The sequence below is a fragment of the Burkholderia sp. YIM B11467 genome (assembly GCF_052952715.1).
On the sequence record NZ_JBQVSQ010000002.1, the window covers coordinates 1 to 18,257 of the forward strand.

Genomic DNA, 18,257 nt, shown 5'->3' on the forward strand with positions numbered 1-18,257 from the left:
CTCGTGCTGCTGTGGGGCACGCTCGTCGCTGCCGGGCTGCTGTTCCTCGGCCGCCGCGTGTTCAAGCTGCTCGTGCTGATCAAGGAAGCGTTCATGCTGTCGTTCGCGACCGCGAGCTCGGAAGCCGCGTATCCGAAGATCCTCGATGCGCTCGATCGTTTCGGCGTGCGCCGCAAGATCTCGAGCTTCGTGATGCCGATGGGCTATTCGTTCAACCTCGACGGCTCGATGATGTACTGCACGTTCGCGTCGCTGTTCATCGCGCAGGCCTACAACATCCACCTGTCGCTCGGCACGCAGATCACGATGCTGCTGATCCTGATGCTCACGTCGAAGGGGATGGCCGGCGTGCCGCGCGCATCGCTCGTCGTGATCGCGGCGACGCTGCACCAGTTCAACATTCCTGAAGCCGGGCTGCTGCTGATCCTCGGTGTCGATACGTTCCTCNCTCGCTCGTCGTCATCGCGGCGACGCTGCACCAGTTCAACATCCCGGAAGCCGGGCTGCTGCTGATCCTCGGTGTCGATACGTTCCTCGACATGGGCCGTTCGGCCACGAACGCGGTGGGCAACTCGATCGCGAGCGCGGTGGTTGCGAAGTGGGAAGGCGAGTTGATGTCGGAAGCCGAAGCGCAGGCGCATGCCGCGCATCTCGACGCCGAACTCGAACGGCAGGGTAGCGATCCGGCCCAAGGCGCGGGCCGCGCGAACCCGGTCTGACGCTAGACCGTCAACGCTTCGTCGATGCACGCCGCCAGCACCATCGCGGCGGCGTTGCCCGGCGTCGAACCGAGCAATTGCGGCGCATAGACGCTGTCGCCGATCGCGATCGGCTGCCCCGACAGCGCGCAGACGCCGCGCTTGCGCGTCGTGAACAGCCGCCACTTCTGGTAGCCGTAGTGCCCGGTGCAGGCGTCGCGCCACGAAATCATCACGGTGTCGGCGGTGGGCCGTTCGAGCACGCTGATGGTCGGCCGGCTCGTCGCATCCCATGACGGTAGCCGGTCGCGCGTCACGCTGCGCCGCCGGGGCTCGCCCCACGAGACGGACGGCATGTCGAAGCTGCCGATCGCGGCAACGGTCATGAGCCAGGGCGCTATACGGTTATTCATGTCGGTGTTCCTCGAAACGTTACGCGGTGCCGCGACGCGCGGCATCACGACAGGCGGATGCGCGGCTGCACGCAGCCGTTGATCCGTTCGGCGAGCCACAGCAGGGTCGCCTTGGAGAAGCCGTGCAGCGCCTGCTGGTGCCGCCGGTAGAGCATCAGGTGGCTGAACTGCGCGAAGCGCCCCTGGATGAAGCCGCCGCGGAAGAACCCGAACTGCCCGAGCGTGCCGAACGCGTCGTAGTCGCTGATCGACACGAGCGCGCCGAAATCGTGAAAGGCGAACGGTGGAATCGGCGTGCCGTCGAGCCATGCGGGCAGGTGCTTCGCGAGATGCTCGGCCTGCTGCGTCGCGACCTGCGCGGTCGGCGGCAGCGGCCGTTCGTGGCCGTCGAGCAACAGGCTCGCGCAATCGCCGATCGCGAACACGTGCTCGTCGGCCGTTGCCTGCAGCGTGGGTCCGACGACGATCTGGTTCGCGCGGTTGGTGTCGAGCCCGTCCAGCGCCTGCATGAAATCGGGCGCCTTCACGCCGGCCGCCCAGACCATCAGGTCCGCTTCCGCGAACGACCCGTCGCCATAGTGGAAGCCGTTCGCATCCGCCGCCGTGACGCGTGTCGACGTCAGCACGCGAAAGCCGATCTGTTCGAGCCGCCGCTGCGCCGACGCGGAAATCTTCGGCGGAAACGCGGCGAGGATGCGCGGGCCGCTTTCGAGCAGCGTGAGTTGCAGCCGCTCGCGCACCGTCGCGTCGCCGTACGCCTGCGCCACTTCCAGCAAGCGGCTCAGTTCCGCCGCGAGTTCCACGCCCGTCGCGCCCGCGCCGACGATCGCGACGCGAAACGGCTCGTCGCGCGCGATGCTGCGGAACACGCGCATCCGCAACGCTTCGTTGAAGGTTTCGGCCTGCTGCTGGCTGTCGATGAAGTAGCAGTGCTCGCGCACGCCCGGCACGCCGAAATCGTTGGCCTGGCTGCCGAGCGCGACGATCAGCACGTCGTAGTCGAGTTCGCGCGCCTCGATCACCACGTCGCCGCTCTGCGAGCGGATCTCGCCGAGCTGCACGCGGCGGCGCGCGCGATCGAGCCCCGTTAGTTCGCCGGGCTGGTACGTGTAGCCGTGGTCGCGTGCATGGGCGAGGAAGATCACCTGCTGCTGCTGCACGTCGCGCGTGCCGGCCGCGATCGTGTGCAGCATCGGCTTCCAGATATGGGTCGGGCTGCGGTCGACGACGGTGACCTGCGCCCGCCCGGACCGGCCGAGACGCTCGCCCAGGCGGGTCGCGAGCTGCAGTCCGGCGATCCCGCCGCCGACGATGACGATGCGTTTAGGGGTTGTCATGGATAAATCATCACGTGATGAATAATGTATGATCCTAGCGCTTCCCGGCTCCGCGTGTCAACGGAGCGGGGCAGGCAGCCCGGTTCCGGCGACGTGAAACCGGGGCCCGAACACGGGCATTCGAACCATTCAAGGGGAGCAGGAAAACGTGGCTGAAGTCACTGAGCGCGCGCCGTCGAAGCGGCGTACGCGCGGGCGGCCGCTGGCGGATGCGTCCGTCGGTCCGGACGTGATATTGCGGGCCGCGCGCCGCACGTTCGCGAAGCGTGGCTACGACGCGACGAGCGTGCGCGAAGTCGCGCGCGAGCTGGGCGTCGACGCGGCGCTGATCGCCCATCATTTCGGTACGAAGGAAACGTTGTGGCTCGCGGTCGTCGAGCAGATCGTCGACCTGGCCACGCCGATGTTCGACGCGCTGCGTGCGTTGCACACGTCGTCATTGCCGCATCGCGACCGCGTGCGGCGTGCGCTCGAGCTATGCGTCGATCACGAGTTCGACGAGCCCGACATGGGGATGTTCTTCTCGACGGCGGCGACCGAAGTGGGCGGGCGGCTCGACCGGCTGCAGGAGCGGATCGTGCGGCCGTATCACGAGGTGATGTTCCCGCTGCTGTCGGAGGCCGTGCAGGCCGGCGCGATCCGCGCGGTCGATCCGAACGTGCTGTTCTTCATGCTCGCGAGCGCGATCGGCACGACGGTGTCGTACAGCCACATGATGCTGGAGTACACGTCGCTGCCGACGCAGCGGGACGCGTTCCGGCAGGCCGTGCTCGACGCCGCGCTCAACCTCGTCGGCGACTGAGCGCGGCGCGCGGCCTCCGCATCATTCGACGTCGGTGGGCGGCTTGTCGCCGAGCCAGCGCCGCGCGCCGGGCCCGTTGCGGCCCGCGCGATCCTCCGGGTTGGTCAGCTTGCAGCGCTTCAGCGACAGGCAGCCGCAGCCGATGCACTCGTCGAGGTTGATGTAGAGCCGCTGCAGTTCCTCGATCCGGCTCGCGACGCGCTGCTTCCAGCCGCGCGACAGCCGCTGCCAGTCCTTGTTGCTCGGGGCGGTGTCTTCAGGAAGGCTGACGAGCTGTTCGGCGATCTCGTCGAGCGAATAGCCGATCTTCTGCGCGAACACGATGAATGCGATCAGCCGCAGTACCGCGCGCGAATAGTGGCGGTGACTCGAGCCGTTCCGGTGCGACTTGATGAGCCCGCGCGTCTCGTAGAACCGCAGCGTCGACGCCGGCACGCCGCTGCGTGCGGCCACTTCGCGGATCGACATCAGCGGCCATTTCGGTTCTTCCGGGGTACCCATGACGTTCTCCGGGAAAAGCTTGACTTGAAGTTAACTTCAACTTTTATGCTACGCGGCAGTTTAACCCGTCGCGAGGCATCATGGTTTCCTTATCCCTACGCAGGACGTCGCCTTTGGGCGCCGCCTGCGCACTGCTGCTGGCGTTGTCGGGCTGTCACGACGGCAAAGGTGCAGCGTCAGCCTATTCTGTTCCCGAAGTCGGCGTCGCAACCGTCGCGCCGCGCACGGTCCGCCTCGCCGACGAATTCAATGGACGCGTCGAAGCGGTCGACGCGGTCGATTTGCGGCCGCGCGTAAGCGGCTATCTGCAGCGCGTCGCCTACAAGGAGGGCGACCTCGTCGCGCAGGGCACGTTGCTGTTCGAGATCGACCCGCGCCCGTACCGCATCGCGCTCGACCGTGCGAACGCGCAGCAGCAGCGGGCCCGCGCGGCCGCGAGCCTCGCGAACGTGCAGCTCAAGCGCGTGCAGACGCTGATCGATGCGCATGCAACGTCGCAGGAAGAACTCGACAACGCGCGCGCCACCGCCGAGCAGGCACGCGCGGACCTGCAGGCGGCCGACGCGGCCGTTGCCGACGCGAAGCTCAATCTCGGCTTCACCGAAGTGCGAGCGCCGATCGCGGGCCGTGTCGGCCGCGCGGTCGCGACCGTCGGCAATCTCGCACGCGCGGACGACACGCTGCTGACGACCGTCGTGTCGCAGGATCCCGTCTACGTGTATTTCGACTGCGACGAGCAGAGCTACCTGCGCTACAACGCGCGCCGCGCCGATCCGAAGCATCGCGCGATCGGCGCCGATCCGGTGCGCGTGGGCCTCGCGAACGAGACGGGCTTCCCGCATGCGGGCACCGTCGATTTCCTCGACAACCGGCTCGACCCGCAAACCGGCACGATCCGCGCGCGGGTGCGGTTGACGAACGCGGATCACACGTTCACGCCGGGCCTGTATGCGCGCGTGCAGCTCGTCAGCGGCCGCGACCAGGATGCGCTGCTCGTCGACGACAAGGCCGTGCTCACCGACCAGGATCGCAAGTACGTGTACGTGATCGGCCCCGGCGACAAGGCGCTGCGCCGCGACGTGACGACCGGCCGCGAGTTCGAGGGCGAGCGGATCGTCGAGAGGGGGCTGCAGGCGGGCGACCGCGTGGTCGTCGACGGCGTGCAGCGGATCTACTATCCGGGTGCGCAGGTGAAGCCGAAGGCATTGCCTGCGCGGGCTGATGCCGGTGCCGGCAATGGCAATGGTGGCAATGGCGGCACCGGCGGCGGCACGCAGGCCGTGGCCGATGCCGGCGCGCCGGCCGCGCAATAACGGGAGACATGCGATGGATTTCTCCCGATTCTTCATCGACCGGCCGATCTTCGCGATCGTGCTGTCGATCGTCATCTTCGCGATCGGCCTGATCTCGATACCGATGCTGCCGGCCGGCGAATATCCGGAAGTCGTGCCGCCGAGCGTCGTCGTGCGTGCGACGTATCCGGGCGCGAACCCGAAGGAAATCGCCGAATCGGTCGCCGAACCGCTGGAAGAGGCGATCAACGGCGTCGAAGGCATCATGTACATGAAGTCGGTCGCCGGGTCGGACGGCAGCCTGCAGGTCGTCGTCACGTTCCTGCAGGGCGTCGATCCCGACACGGCCGCCGTGCGCGTGCAGAACCGCGTGAGCCAGGCGCTGTCGCGCCTGCCCGACGAGGTGCGCCAGTACGGCGTGACCACGCAGAAGCAGTCGCCGACGCCGTTGATGTACGTGAGCCTTTATTCGCCGGACAACAGCCGCGATTCGCTGTACCTGCGCAACTACCTGACGCTGCACGTGAAGGACGAGCTGTCGCGGCTCACCGGCATCGGCGACGTTGGTGTGTACGGCTCCGGCGATTACGCGATGCGGCTGTGGCTCGACCCGAACCGGCTCGCGTCGCGCGGGCTGACCGCGAGCGATGTGATTGCCGCAGTGCGCGAGCAGAACGTGCAGGTGTCGGCCGGCCAGCTCGGCGCGGAGCCGTCGCCGAAGGCCAACGACTTCCTCGTGTCGATCAACGTGCGCGGCCGGCTGCGCACGGTGCAGGAGTTCAGCGACATCGTGCTGCGCAACGGCGACGACGGCCAGGTCGTGAAGCTGTCCGACGTCGCGCGCATCGAGCTCGGCGCGGGCGACTACACGCTGCGCTCGTATTTCAACGACAAGCATTCGGCCGTGGTCGGCATCTTCCTGTCGCCGGGCGCGAACGCGCTCGACGTCGCGAAGGCCGTGTATGCGAAGCTCGACGAGCTGTCGAAGCGCTTCCCGCCCGGCGTCGCGTACCGCCCCGTGTGGGACCCGACGGTGTTCGTGCGCGAATCGATCCGCGCGGTGCAGCACACGCTGATCGAGGCCGTCGTGCTGGTCGTGCTCGTCGTGATCCTGTTCCTGCAGACCTGGCGCGCGTCGATCATTCCGCTCGTCGCGGTGCCCGTGTCGGTGGTCGGCACGTTCGCGTTTCTGCATCTGCTCGGCTATTCGATCAACACGCTGACGCTGTTCGGGCTCGTGCTCGCGATCGGGATCGTCGTCGACGATGCGATCGTCGTTGTCGAGAACGTCGAGCGCAACATCGCACAGGGGTTGAGCCCGCGCGATGCCGCGCATCAGGCGATGCGCGAGGTGTCGGGGCCGATCGTCGCGATCGCGCTCGTGCTGTGCGCGGTGTTCGTGCCGATGGCATTCATGTCGGGTGTCACCGGCCAGTTCTACCGGCAGTTCGCGGTGACGATCGCGATTTCGACGGTGATCTCCGCGATCAACTCGCTGACGCTGTCGCCCGCGCTCGCCGCGAAGCTGCTGCGTCCGCACGGCGCGCCGAAGGACGCGCTCACGCGTGCGCTCGACCGTGCGTTCGGCTGGCTGTTCCATCCGTTCAACCGCTTCTTCGAGCGCAGCTCCGGTCGTTATCACGGCGTCGTCGCGCGCACGCTGAAGCGGCGCGGCGCGGTGTTCGCGGTCTATGCGGCGCTGCTCGCGGCCACCGCGCTGCTGTTCAACGCGGTGCCGGGCGGCTTCATCCCCGTGCAGGACAAGCTGTACCTGTTCGCGGGCGCGAAGCTGCCGGAAGGCGCGTCGCTCGCGCGCACCAGCGCGGTGACCGAGCAGATGACGAAGATCGCACTCGGCACCGACGGGGTCGAGATGGTGCCGGCGTTTGCGGGGCTGAATGCGCTGCAGGGCGTGAACACGCCGAACATCACGAATTCGTACGTGATCCTGAAGCCGTTCGACCAGCGCCACCGCAGCGCCGCGCAGATCAACGCGGACTTGAACGCGCGTTTCGCGGCCATTGGCGGCGGCATCACCTATGCGCTGATGCCGCCGCCGATCCAGGGCCTCGGCAACGGTTCGGGCTACTCGCTGTACCTGGAGGATCGCGGCGGGCTCGGCTACGGCGAATTGCAGAACGCGCTCACCGCGTTCCAGGCGGCGGTCGCGAAGACGCCGGGGATGAGTTACCCGGTCAGTTCGTACCAGGCGAACATCCCGCAGCTCGAGGTGAAGGTCGACCGGCTGAAGGCGAAGGCGCAGGGCGTCGCGCTGACCGACCTGTTCAACACGCTGCAGGTCTACCTCGGCTCGATGTACGTGAACGACTTCAACGTGTTCGGCCGCGTGTACCGCGTGATGGCGCAGGCCGATGCCGGTCACCGGCAGACGGCCGCCGACATCGCGAACCTGCGCACGCGCAACGCGAAGGGCGAGATGGTGCCGATCGGCTCGATGGTGACGGTGGGGCCCGCGTACGGACCCGACCCGGTCGTCCGCTACAACGGCTACCCGGCTGCCGACCTGATCGGCGACGCCGATCCGAAGGTGATGTCGTCGTCGCAGGCGATCGCGAAGCTCCAGCAGATCGCGAAGGAGGTGCTGCCGCCCGGCATCACGCTCGAATGGACCGACCTCAGCTACCAGCAGGTCACGCAGAGCAACGCGGCGATCGTCGTGTTCCCGCTCGCGGTGATGCTCGTGTTCCTCGTGCTCGCCTCGCTGTACGAGAGCTGGACGCTGCCGCTCGCGGTGATCCTGATCGTGCCCGTGTGCATGTGTGCGGCGCTGTTCGGCGTGTGGCTGTCGGGCGGCGACAACAACGTGTTCGTACAGGTCGGTCTCGTCGTGCTGATGGGGCTCGCGTGCAAGAACGCGATCCTGATCGTCGAGTTCGCGCGCGAGCTCGAAATCCAGGGCAAGGGCGTGATCGAGGCCGCGCTCGAGGCCTGCAAGCTGCGATTGCGGCCGATCGTGATGACGTCGGTCGCGTTCATCGCAGGCTCGGTGCCGCTGCTGATCGGCAGCGGCGCGGGCAGCGAAGTGCGCGCGGCCACCGGTATCACCGTGTTCGCGGGGATGCTGGGCGTCACGCTGTTCGGGCTGTTCCTGACACCCGTGTTCTATGTGGCGATCCGCAAGCTCGCGGGCGGCACGCCGGCCGTCTGGAGCGAACAGCACGGCACCCTTGAAGGAGAAAACCGATGAGCGCCGCTTTCCGTCTTTCCGCGCTCGCGATGTCGGTGACGCTCGCCGCGTGCGCGGTCGGCCCCGATTTCAAGCAGCCCGACACGGCCACGGCCGCGCGGTTCGCACGTGACGCGCATCCGGCCACGCAGCGCGATGCGTCGTCGTCCGATACGCTGCCCGACGCGTCGGCCGATGCCGATGCCGCGTTCTGGCGCGGCTTCGGCGATCCGGCGCTGACGCAGTTGATCGACGCGGCGCTCGCGGCGAACCAGGACCTGCAGGTCGCCGTGTCGCGCTACGACGCGTCGAATGCGCTGCTGTCGCAGGCGACCTTCGATCGTTATCCGACGATTACCGCGAGCGGCCAGATCGGCCATCAGCTGATGAGCAAGGACCAGGCGTTCGGCGCGCCGCGCAGCCAGCGCGACACGCCGACGTCCAGCATCGGGATCAATGCGGCGTGGGAGCTCGACCTGTTCGGCCGCGTGCGCCGCTCGATCGAGTCGCAGCGTGCGGAAACGGCTGCCAGCGCGGCGGACGTGCGCGCGGTGCGAGTCGCGATCGCCGGCGAGGTCGCGAGTACGTACGTCGACCTGCGCGGCTCGCAGGAGCGGTTGCGGATCGCGCGCGAGAACGCCGACAACCAGAAGCAGACGCTCGCGCTGATCAATGCGCGGGTCGGCGCGGGGCGCGGCTCCGAGCTCGATGCGGCGCGCGCGCGGGCGCAGTACGAATCGACGACGTCGCGGATTGCCGTGAACGAAGCCGCGATCGGTGTCGACGAGCACCGCCTCGCGGTGCTGACCGGGCAGACGCCGGATGCGCTGATCGGCCGGTTCGACATCCCGAACGCCGCCGCGTCGGCGGGCACACCCGTGCCGCTGCCGGCGCTGGCCGCCGACATCGATCCCGGCACGCCGGGCGACCTGCTGCGCCGGCGTCCCGATGTCGCGGCCGCCGAGGCCCGGCTGCACGCGGCGACCGCGCGCATCGGCGTCGCGACGGCCGACCTGTTTCCGCGCTTCACGCTGTCGGGGCTGCTCGGCAGCGCGACGAGCAGCTACGGGTTCTTTCGCGCGGGCAGCGACACGAACCTGATCGCGCTCGGCATCGACTGGTCGTTCCTCGACGTCGGCCGCGTGCGCGCACGGATCGCCGCGAGCGACGCGGAAGCGGCCGGCCAGCTCGCGCAGTACCGGCAGACCGTACTCGGCGCGCTGGAGGAGACCGAGAACGCGCTGCTGCGCGTCGCGCGCACGCGTGACGAGACAACGCACCTCGTGCGTGCGGCGGACGACAGCGCGCGGGCCGCGCAGCTCGCGCAGACGCGCTTCTCGGCCGGCGCGATCGACTACTACGAAGTGCTCGATGCGCAACGGACGCTGCTGCAGGCGCAGGATGCGGCAGCCGACGCCCGGATGCGCAGCGCGGCGTCGACGGTCGCGCTGTACAAGGCGCTCGCGGGCGGCTGGCCGTCGGGAACGGGGCAGGGGGCGCTCGCGCAGTCGGGGCAGTAGTGCGGGCGGGGGCGGCGCGACATCGCGCCGTCGTCGACGAACGCGCGGATCGGCCCGCCGAAGGGTGTGTATGCCACTGCAAATGCAATGACGGGGAGGGAAATCGTATCGAGGTAAAATTTAATTGCAACTGCAATTAAATGAAAGGAACGACCTGACATGAGCGCACCCGAACCCGATCTGTGGTTCTCGTTCGTCCGCGCGCACCGGACGATGATTCGCGAGATCGAGCGGCGCCTCGCGGATGCCGGCCTGCCGGCGTATGCGTGGTACGACGCGTTGTGGGGGCTCGAAAGCGGGCCCGACGGCACGCGCCGGATGCACGAACTGGCCGACGTGCTTGCGATCGAGCGCTACAACCTCACGCGGCTCGTCGACCGGCTCGAGCAGGAGGGGCTCGTCACGCGCGCCCGTTCGGCCGACGACGGCCGTGCCGCTCATGCGAGCATCACCGACAAGGGGCGGGCACTGCGCAAGAAGATGTGGAAGGTGTACCAGTCGACGGTCGCGGAACTCTTTCTCGGCCAGTTCTCCGGCAAGGATCAGGCGGCGTTGACCGTTGCGCTCGATCGGGTGACCGCCGCGGCGCGCGAAGCGGCGGCCGACGCCAGGTAGCGGCGTCCGGCACGCGCGTCGGACGCGCACCTGCCGATGCATCGCCTGCGCGGTCCGGCCCGCCCGGATCGCGCAATCTGCATATCCCTCCTTCGCGTATTGGCATGTTGCCGAAGCCACCGGTCCCGGCATAGGATTGCAATTGCAACGATTGCAGTTGCAACGCTAACCGAATGACAAGGACCCGACATGACCTCGACGCATTCCCTTACGTTCTATACGGCCGACACACCGAACGGACACAAAATCGCGATCTACCTGGAAGAGGCCGGGCTCGCGCACGACCGCGTGCACGTGAACCTGTCCGCCGGCGAGCAGCGCAGCCCGGCGTTCCTCGCGATCAACCCGAACGGCAAGATTCCGGCCATCGTCGACCACGACACCGGGCTGGCCGTGTTCGAATCCGGCGCGATTCTCGGCTATCTCGCCGCGAAGACGGGTTGCCTGCAACCCGAGACGCTGGCCGAGCGCACGGCGGTCCAGCAATGGCTGCATTTCCAGATCGGCGGCATCGGGCCGATGCTCGGCCAGCTTTGGTGGTTCCTGCGTGCATCGAAGACGGTCAATGCGGAGGCGATCGACCGTTACCGGAACGAGGCGCGGCGGCTCTATGGGGTCGTGAACGGCCGCTTGTCGGCATCGGTATATCTCGCGTCGTCGCGGTATTCGATTGCCGACATCGCCGCGTTTCCGTGGCTGCGCACGGCGTCCGAACTCGATCTCGATCTCGCCGCATACCCGCACGTCGAGCGCTGGCTCGCCGATATCGAGGCCCGGCCGGCGGTTCAGCGGGGCCTGGCCGCATGCCGCGCGCCGGCGGCCGAGCAGGTGCACTGACATTGCATCGCCCGCGCCGCACGAGCGGCGCGGCAACCGGCCGGTTACCCACCCGGAAACATTGTTCTCCTTCGTCGTAAACGTCTCGAATGCGTGATATTTGCGCCCCTCGATCCGGTTTAGAGTGGCCGCGAATCGATGACGATGTGTCGCATGGCCGCAGCCTCGGGCCGTGCAGACGCACCAGAGGAGTGGGAGACAAATGGGTGAAGGCAGGATTACGCAGGTCGAGTCGTTCGGTTTCGAGCGCATTCCCGATGCATCGCGCTATGCGCGGCCGATCGATCTGTTCAGGTTGCTGTTCGGCGGTTGCAATACGTTTTCCACATCGGTGCTCGGCAGCTTTCCCGTGCTGGTCGGGCTGTCGTTCAAGGCGGGCGTCGCCGCGATCGTGCTCGGCGTGCTCGCCGGCACCTGCATCCTCGCGCCGATGAGCCTGTTCGGCCCGCGCAACGGCACGAGCGACCCCGTGTCGTCCGGTGCGCATTTCGGCATTCACGGCCGGATCGTCGGCTCGTTCCTCGCGCTGCTCACGTCGATCGCGTTCTTCTCGCTCGCGGTGTGGAGCTCGGGCGACGCGCTCGTCGGCGGCGCGCACAACATGATCGGCGTGCCCGTCAACGGCTTCACGCTCGGCGTGGCCTACCTGGTGTTCGCGGTGCTCGTGCTGATCGTCTGCATCTACGGTTTTCGCTTCATGCTGTGGGTGAACAAGATCGCCGTGTGGGCCGCGAGCATCCTGTTCGTCGCCGGGCTTTTCGCGTTCGCCGGCCTGTTCGACATGAATTACGCCGGCACGCTGCAACTCGGCAGCGCGGGCTTCTGGGCCGCGTTTGTCGGCGCCGTGCTGGTCGCGCTGAGCAACCCGGTGTCGTTCGCATCGACGCTCGGCGACTGGGCGCGCTACATCCCGCAGCACACGCCGAAGCATCGTGTGATGGGCGCCGTGTTCGCCGCGCAGATCGCAACCTTCGTGCCGTTCTTCTTCGGCCTCGCGACTGCCACGATCATCGCGGCGAAGGCGCCCGCATTCATCGCGTCGAACGACTACGTCGGTGGGCTGCTCGCAGTCTCGCCGCGCTGGTTCCTGTTGCCGATGTGCCTGATCGCGATCATCGGCGGGATGTCGACCGGCACGACCGCGCTGTACGGCACCGGCCTCGACGTATCGAGCATGTTCCCGCGTTTCCTGAACCGCGTGCGTGCGACGCTGCTGATCGGCACGATCGCGATTGCATTCATCTTCGTCGGCCGCTTCTGGTTCAACCTCGTCGAAAGCGTCGCGACGTTCTCGACGCTGATCGATACGTTCAGCTGCCCGTGGATGGCGATCATGGTGATCGGCTACGTGACGCGCCGCGGCTACTATCTCGGCGACGATCTGCAGGTGTTCAACCGCGGGCTGCGCGGCGGCCACTACTGGTTCACGCACGGCTGGAACGTGCGTGCGATGGGTGCATGGCTGCCGGCCGCGTTCGTCGGGCTGTCGTTCGTGAACCTGCCGGGCCAGTTCGTCGGGCCGCTCGGCAACCTCGCGGGCGGGCTCGACCTGAGCGTGCCGGTGTCGCTGGCAGTGGGCGGGATGCTGTATTTCGTGCTGCTGACGCTGTATCCGGAACCGGACGGCGTGTACGGTCCGCACGGGCGCCGTTTCGTACGCGGCGGCAAGCAGACGGCGCGCGGCGTCGGCGCATCGTCGATCCAGCCGAAGGGATACTGAACGACGCGTGGCGCCTGGCCCCGGAACGACAACGCCGCCGAGCGGGCCTGGCCACCGGCGGCGTAGTCGTTTCCGTTTCCGTCAGCGCGACGGCCTGCCGGCGTGTCGAGCCGGATCAGTGGAACGTGCTGCCCGCGAGCATCCCGCCGTCGACGATGAATTCCGATCCCGTGCAATACGTGGATTCGTCGGACGCGAGGAACAGCACGAGACTGGCCACTTCGTCGGGCTTGCCGATGCGCGCGATCGGCAGGCCGCTATAGATGGAAGCAGGATCGAAGTCCGAGAATTCGGGCGGGCGCGCCATCACCGTATCGATGCCGCCCGGATGCACCGAGTTCACACGAATGCCGTGACGGCCGAATTCGAGTGCGGCGGCCTTCGTCATCCCGCGCACCGCGAACTTGCTCGACACGTACGCGCTGCCGCCCGCGACGCCTTCCATCCCGGCCGTCGACGACACGTTGACGATCGAGCCGCCGCCCGCGTCCTTCAGCGCGGCAAGCACCGACTTCATGCCGAGCCAGCAGCCGACCTGGTTCACGTCGATCACCTTGCGATAGTCGTCGAGCGAACACGCTTCGATCGGCACGAGCTTCAGGATCGCCGCGTTGTTCACGAGGATGTCCAGCCGCCCGAAATGCGCGAGCGTTGCATCGACGGCGGCCTGCCAGTCGCCTTCGCTCGTCACGTCGAGATGCTGGAATCGTGCTGCGTCGCCGAGTTCGGCCGCGACGCGCTGGCCGGCTTCGTCCAGCACGTCGGCGATCACCACGCGCGCGCCTTCGGCGACGAACCGGCGTGCCTCCGCTTCGCCCTGGCCGCGGGCGCCGCCCGTGATCAGCGCCACCTTGCCTTCGAGTCGTTTCATGCTGCTTGCTCCTGTGAGTGAGAAGGGACGCGCGCGGGTCCGCTCACGCGGAGGTGGCCGCCGCGTCGATGATGCGGACCGGATCGGTGCCGTCCCATGCGCGGGCTTCGGCGATGCCGAACGCGATCATGTCGCGCATGCCGGCGCCTTCGATCACTTCGACGCGCACGCCGGGATCGTCGGCGTCGTCGAGATACGCGACACGCGTGGCCGGGTTGTGCGCTTCGAACAGGACGCGCAGGCCGCGCGCCGTGAGCCGCGCCACCGCGGTATCGAGATCGTCGACGACCCACGCGACGTGATGCAGGCCAACGAGCGGTTGCCCGTGCGCATCGCGGTACGGCGACGGCGTGTCGTTCGTCACGTGGATCAGTTCGATCTGCAGACCGCCGCGACACGCGAGACCGACGTCCATCGTGATCGTCACCGGTTCGCCGAGATGGCGGCCGTCGAGGCGTACGTTGCGGAACACGGTCCACGGGCCGATCTCGTGGCGTGCGCGCCAGCGCGCAATGCTGCGATCGAGGTCGGCGACCACGTAGCCGATCTGGTCGATGGGGCCGAGGACTGGGTCGTTCATGTCGTCTCCGTGGCGCGGCGCGCGTGTGCGTGTGCGTGCCGCGCGCTGAATGACGGTCATGATCGCAACAAAGCGCGCGCTTCGTGCCGTCCGAACGGACTAGCGCGCGTTGTTTGCATCGCGACGATGCGGATGCGCGAGATGGAAGGAAGGTGGGGAAAGGCGAGCGTTGCGGATCGACCCGCGCGTCACCGCGCGTTCGGCCCCTTGACCGTCAGCCGGCACACGGTCGCGAGCGCGAGCAGGTTCGGGTCGCGCTCGCGCCGGTGCAGGAAGCTCAGGCCGATCGTCTGGCGGATCGTGGGGCCGGCGAGCGGCACGAGCGCGATCTTGTGCGCGAACAGGTCGCGCACGCGGCCGGGCAGAAGCGAGCAGCCGACGCCGCCCGACACCAGGTTGATCAGCGAGAAGATGTCGCCCACCCGCATCACGACATTCGGCGTGACGTCGGCCGCGCGGAACGCCTCCGTGAAGCCGTGGTGCGTCGCGAAGCCTTCGCCGAGCGACACGAACGGCACGTCGCGACACGCGCCGAGATCGATCGCATCGCGATGCGCATACGGCGAATCGATCGGCGCGGCGAAGAACATCTCGTCCTCGAACAGCGCGATCGATTCGATCTCGGCGTCCGGTTCGGGCAGCGCCATCAGCGTCGCGTCGATCGCGCCTTGCCGGAGCTTGTCGAGCAGGTCGGCGTTCGAGCCGAGCACGAGCTCGGCCTGCAGTTCGGGGCGGCGCTCCTTCAGCGCGATCACGACCTCGGGCACGGTGCGGATCGTCAGCGAATAGAGCGAGCCGATCTTCAACTGGCCGGCGCCGTAGCCGGCCGCCTCGCGCGTCGCGCGGATCCCGTCCGTCATCGTCTTCAGCACTTCGCCCGCGACTTCGGCGAGCACCAGCGCGGCGTCGGTCGGAATCAGGTTGCGCCCCTCGTGACGGAACAGCGCGCAGTGCATCCCTTCCTCGAGCGTATGCAGCGCGCGGTGCACGCTGACCGTGCTGACGCCCAGCGCCTCGGCCGCCTTCGCGAGGCTGCCAGCTTCCATGAAGGCGAGCAGCACCTCGAGCTTGCGGAACGTGATCTCTTCGTTGATGCGGTTGCGCATGATGCGGGCGACGGGAAGGGCGGCCGTCGATTCTGCCGCAGATCCCGGGCTGCAACAATGCGCGAATTACCGGGGTTTGCGCGCGGCGGGGCCAGCCGGGGAAACATTTAATCTCCGGCTAATCATCTACCGCAGGCGTTAATTGATGCGGGATTTCGGCGTCCCTATCATCGGTTCACGCCGGTCGTGCGCGCGGGCCGAGAGGGTCCGTCGGGCCTGTCTCGCATCGGCCGGCGATACGAACAGCGGGTTCGCCCATGCCTGCCGCGGAAGGCGGCAGCCATGCGGCGCGGCACCATGAGACTGCAGGAGACAAGCATGCGCGACTCACGTCGGAACTCGCGGCATCGGCAGGTGGTTGCCGCTGTCGTCGGCAATACCCTCGAGTGGTACGACTTCATCGTTTACGGTTTCTTCTCCGGCATCATCGCGCGGCTGTTCTTTCCCGCCGAGAGCCAGTACGCGTCGCTGCTGATGTCGCTCGCGACGTTCGGCGTCGGCTTCTTCATGCGCCCGGTGGGCGGCATCCTGCTCGGGCTTTATGCGGACCGCAAGGGCCGCAAGGCCGCGATGCAGCTCATCATCTTCCTGATGACGCTGTCGATCGCGCTGATCACGTTCGCGCCGTCATACGCGACGATCGGCCCGGCGGCGCCGATCCTGATCGTCGTCGCGCGGCTGCTGCAGGGTTTCGCGACGGGTGGTGAATACGCGAGCGCCACCGCGTTCCTCGTCGAAAGCGCGCCCGCGAACCGGCGCGGCCTGTATGGATCCTGGCAACTGATCGGCCAGTGTCTCGCGGTGTTCTCGGGCGCGGCGATGGGCGCGTGGGCCACGCAGTCGCTGTCGGAGGCCGCGCTGCACAGCTGGGGCTGGCGCGTGCCGTTCGCGCTCGGGCTGCTGATCGGGCCGGTCGGCCTGTGGATCCGCCGGCACATGGAGGAGACCGAGGCGTTCCTCGACGCGAGCAAGTCGACGGTCGAGCCACCGGCGAGCGTGTCGCGCGTGCTGCGCGACAACCTGCGCGGCGTGCTGGTGTCAATGGGGCAGACGATCACCGGCACGGCCGTGTTCTACGTGATGCTCGTCAACCTGCCGACGTTCGCGCACAAAACGTTCGGGCTGCCGCTCGACCAGGTCTTCAAGGTGCAGATGGTGGCGGTCGCGCTGCTGACGGTGACGATTCCGATTGCGGCGATCGTGTCCGACCGTATCGGCCGGCGGCCCGTGCTGATCGCCGGCATGCTGGCGCTGCTGACGGTCACGTATCCGCTGTTCTCGTGGCTGGCCGCGGCGCCGAGCATCGGGCGCCTGCTCGTGATGCAGCTCGTGATCTGCACGATCATCGGCATCTGCTACGGCCCCGCGCCCACCGCGCTCGCCGAACAGTTCGCGACGCGCTCGCGATCGACCGGCATCGCGCTCGCGTACAACGTCGCGGTGATGATCTTCGGCGGCTTCGCGCCGTTCATCGTCACGTGGCTGACGCACGCGAGCGGATCGCCCGTCGCGCCCGCGTGGTACGTGCTGTTCGCGGCGTCGTTCGGGCTGCTCGCAAGTGTGTTCATGCACGACGGCGCGCCGTGCGTGCTCGCACGCCGGCAATTTCAGGGCGAACCGCTGAGCGCCAAGTAGCAACGGGCTGCGGTTGCCGCTCGATTCCGGCGGGCAGGCAGCGCTGCCCGATCCGGATGCTGTCGTCGAGCGCATCGACGCGTTTGTCCCCGCGCCATCGCAGGCCGCTATGATGGTGGCACGCAAGCTCAGCGTGGGGGATGGCAAATGTTTTCAAGGTTGAAGAAACTGCTCGATGGCGGCACGGCACGCGCGGCCGTTTTGCTGCAATCCGGCCGACGGGCCGCGTGGTCGGGCGAAGCGCCGGTGCAGCCGCGCCATGTGCTGTGCTTTCTCGGCCGGGATCGAGAACTGCAGCACCTGCGCGATGCGGCGAACGCGGCGATTGCGGAATTCGCGACGGGGTTCGGCATCGATGACGCGTATTCCGTCGCCGAACCGGACGAGCGGATGAGCCGTTCGTTCGAGGTCTGCCGCGACCGCGTCGCAGCGGATGCGTGGACGCCGGCCGACGACGAAGCCGTCGGCACGCACCAGTCGGTGCTGTATGTGCTCGGCCCGCGCATGACGCGGGAGAATGCCGTGCGTGCGTCGATCGGCGCGCTGTTCCTGGTCGATCGGCTGATCGACGCCGGCGCGGTGGCGGTCAAGGGCGAGAGCGCGGGTGTGGCGCACGGGCTGCACCGGTGGCGGGAGCTGATCCGGATGGGCGCGGTCGCGACCGACGCCGACGATGCGCTTGCGCAGAACCGGGTGTGCCGGCTGGCGTTCGCGTTGCGCCCGCTGGCATCGGACGGATACTTCGAAAGCGTGGGTTTTCATCTGGCCGGCCTGCCGGACGTGCAGGTGCCGCGTTCGCGCGGCAGCGATCGCGACGCGGTTGCCGTCATCGACGGCGTTGCCGACGAGATCGTGCGGCACGGGATCGACGCGACGTTGCGCGCGCACGGTGCATTGCTGATCGACGACGCGTCTCACGACGAAGACGACTTCAAGTTCAATCCTTACGGGCTCGTCCGGCTGTCGACGTGAAGGTCGACGCGTGCCGCCGGGTCTGACCGGACCCGGGCCGGGCGCCAGGAGTTGGCGTCGGGCATCGCGGCGATCGATCGGTTGCAGCGTCGGGTCGGGTATCGGCACGGCCGATGATTAGCATCGCGGGCGGCGGCCTACCGCGGCCGCCGCCCGATCATTACGCTTGGG

Annotated in this window: 15 protein-coding genes and 1 pseudogene; 10 read left to right on the forward strand and 6 right to left on the reverse strand. The window is 67.8% G+C overall.

Features of this window, described 5'->3' with window-relative positions; all coding sequences use genetic code 11:
* A pseudogene (locus ACTRWB_RS07225) lies at positions 1 to 719 on the forward strand (dicarboxylate/amino acid:cation symporter); the annotation flags it as partial.
* 2 nt (positions 720 to 721) lie between these two features.
* On the opposite strand, the gene ACTRWB_RS07230 reads toward ACTRWB_RS07225, so the two are convergent.
* Both ACTRWB_RS07230 and ACTRWB_RS07235 read right to left on the reverse strand, forming a co-directional pair.
* On the reverse strand, positions 722 to 1,111 hold the full coding sequence (locus ACTRWB_RS07230) for a DUF3331 domain-containing protein (RefSeq protein WP_129515293.1): 390 nt from the start codon (positions 1,109 to 1,111) through the stop codon (positions 722 to 724).
* Between the two features lie 44 nt (positions 1,112 to 1,155).
* Positions 1,156 to 2,448: an NAD(P)/FAD-dependent oxidoreductase gene (locus ACTRWB_RS07235; protein WP_446901423.1), complete on the reverse strand. Its 1,293-nt coding sequence runs from the start codon at positions 2,446 to 2,448 to the stop codon at positions 1,156 to 1,158.
* A 148-nt stretch (positions 2,449 to 2,596) separates the two neighbouring features.
* On the opposite strand from ACTRWB_RS07235, the gene ACTRWB_RS07240 reads away from it, so the two are divergent.
* Positions 2,597 to 3,250, forward strand: a complete 654-nt coding sequence (locus tag ACTRWB_RS07240; protein WP_446901424.1) for a TetR/AcrR family transcriptional regulator — start codon at positions 2,597 to 2,599, stop codon at positions 3,248 to 3,250.
* 21 nt (positions 3,251 to 3,271) lie between these two features.
* On the opposite strand, the gene soxR is transcribed toward ACTRWB_RS07240, so the two are convergent.
* Positions 3,272 to 3,751 (reverse strand): redox-sensitive transcriptional activator SoxR, encoded by a 480-nt coding sequence (soxR, locus tag ACTRWB_RS07245; RefSeq protein ID WP_034180419.1) that lies wholly within the window; start codon positions 3,749 to 3,751, stop codon positions 3,272 to 3,274.
* 80 nt (positions 3,752 to 3,831) lie between these two features.
* Between soxR and ACTRWB_RS07250 the strand changes: the two genes are divergently transcribed.
* From ACTRWB_RS07250 to ACTRWB_RS07275, 6 genes are all read left to right on the forward strand, one after another.
* Entirely contained in the window at positions 3,832 to 5,064 is a 1,233-nt protein-coding gene (locus ACTRWB_RS07250; RefSeq protein ID WP_446901425.1) for an efflux RND transporter periplasmic adaptor subunit, read from the forward strand.
* A 13-nt stretch (positions 5,065 to 5,077) separates the two neighbouring features.
* The gene (locus ACTRWB_RS07255) at positions 5,078 to 8,251 is read left to right on the forward strand and encodes an efflux RND transporter permease subunit (RefSeq protein WP_412024215.1); all 3,174 of its coding nucleotides are present in this window, start codon (positions 5,078 to 5,080) and stop codon (positions 8,249 to 8,251) included.
* On the forward strand, positions 8,248 to 9,750 hold the full coding sequence (locus tag ACTRWB_RS07260) for an efflux transporter outer membrane subunit (RefSeq protein ID WP_446901426.1): 1,503 nt from the start codon (positions 8,248 to 8,250) through the stop codon (positions 9,748 to 9,750). Before ACTRWB_RS07255 ends, ACTRWB_RS07260 begins: the two co-directional genes overlap by 4 nt.
* A gap of 159 nt (positions 9,751 to 9,909) precedes the next feature.
* Complete coding sequence (locus ACTRWB_RS07265) at positions 9,910 to 10,365, forward strand: MarR family winged helix-turn-helix transcriptional regulator (protein ID WP_446901427.1); 456 nt, start codon at positions 9,910 to 9,912, stop codon at positions 10,363 to 10,365.
* A 189-nt stretch (positions 10,366 to 10,554) separates the two neighbouring features.
* Complete coding sequence (locus tag ACTRWB_RS07270; RefSeq protein WP_446901428.1) at positions 10,555 to 11,202, forward strand: glutathione S-transferase family protein; 648 nt, start codon at positions 10,555 to 10,557, stop codon at positions 11,200 to 11,202.
* A 202-nt stretch (positions 11,203 to 11,404) separates the two neighbouring features.
* Positions 11,405 to 12,922, forward strand: coding sequence for a purine-cytosine permease family protein (locus tag ACTRWB_RS07275; RefSeq protein ID WP_446901429.1), 1,518 nt, complete (start codon positions 11,405 to 11,407; stop codon positions 12,920 to 12,922).
* A gap of 115 nt (positions 12,923 to 13,037) precedes the next feature.
* Here the strand turns inward: ACTRWB_RS07275 and ACTRWB_RS07280 are convergent, their stop codons facing one another.
* The 3 genes from ACTRWB_RS07280 to ACTRWB_RS07290 all read right to left on the reverse strand — a co-directional run bounded on the left by ACTRWB_RS07280 (position 13,038) and on the right by ACTRWB_RS07290 (position 15,479).
* Positions 13,038 to 13,793 (reverse strand): glucose 1-dehydrogenase, encoded by a 756-nt coding sequence (locus ACTRWB_RS07280; protein ID WP_193100192.1) that lies wholly within the window; start codon positions 13,791 to 13,793, stop codon positions 13,038 to 13,040.
* A 43-nt stretch (positions 13,794 to 13,836) separates the two neighbouring features.
* A complete protein-coding gene (locus ACTRWB_RS07285) occupies positions 13,837 to 14,373 on the reverse strand; it encodes a VOC family protein (protein ID WP_446901430.1) in 537 nt (178 codons plus the stop codon).
* A 188-nt stretch (positions 14,374 to 14,561) separates the two neighbouring features.
* The gene (locus ACTRWB_RS07290) at positions 14,562 to 15,479 is read right to left on the reverse strand and encodes a LysR family transcriptional regulator (protein ID WP_446901431.1); all 918 of its coding nucleotides are present in this window, start codon (positions 15,477 to 15,479) and stop codon (positions 14,562 to 14,564) included.
* Positions 15,480 to 15,797: 318 nt separating this feature from the next.
* Here ACTRWB_RS07290 and ACTRWB_RS07295 point away from each other — a divergent pair, with 318 nt between their 5' ends.
* Positions 15,798 to 17,114: a citrate-proton symporter gene (locus ACTRWB_RS07295; RefSeq protein ID WP_446901432.1), complete on the forward strand. Its 1,317-nt coding sequence runs from the start codon at positions 15,798 to 15,800 to the stop codon at positions 17,112 to 17,114.
* Positions 17,115 to 17,261: 147 nt separating this feature from the next.
* Positions 17,262 to 18,086 carry a hypothetical protein gene (locus ACTRWB_RS07300; protein ID WP_446901433.1) on the forward strand — a complete coding sequence of 275 codons (825 nt, stop codon included), beginning with the start codon at positions 17,262 to 17,264 and terminating at the stop codon, positions 18,084 to 18,086.
* The last annotated feature ends 171 nt before the right edge of the window (positions 18,087 to 18,257 follow it).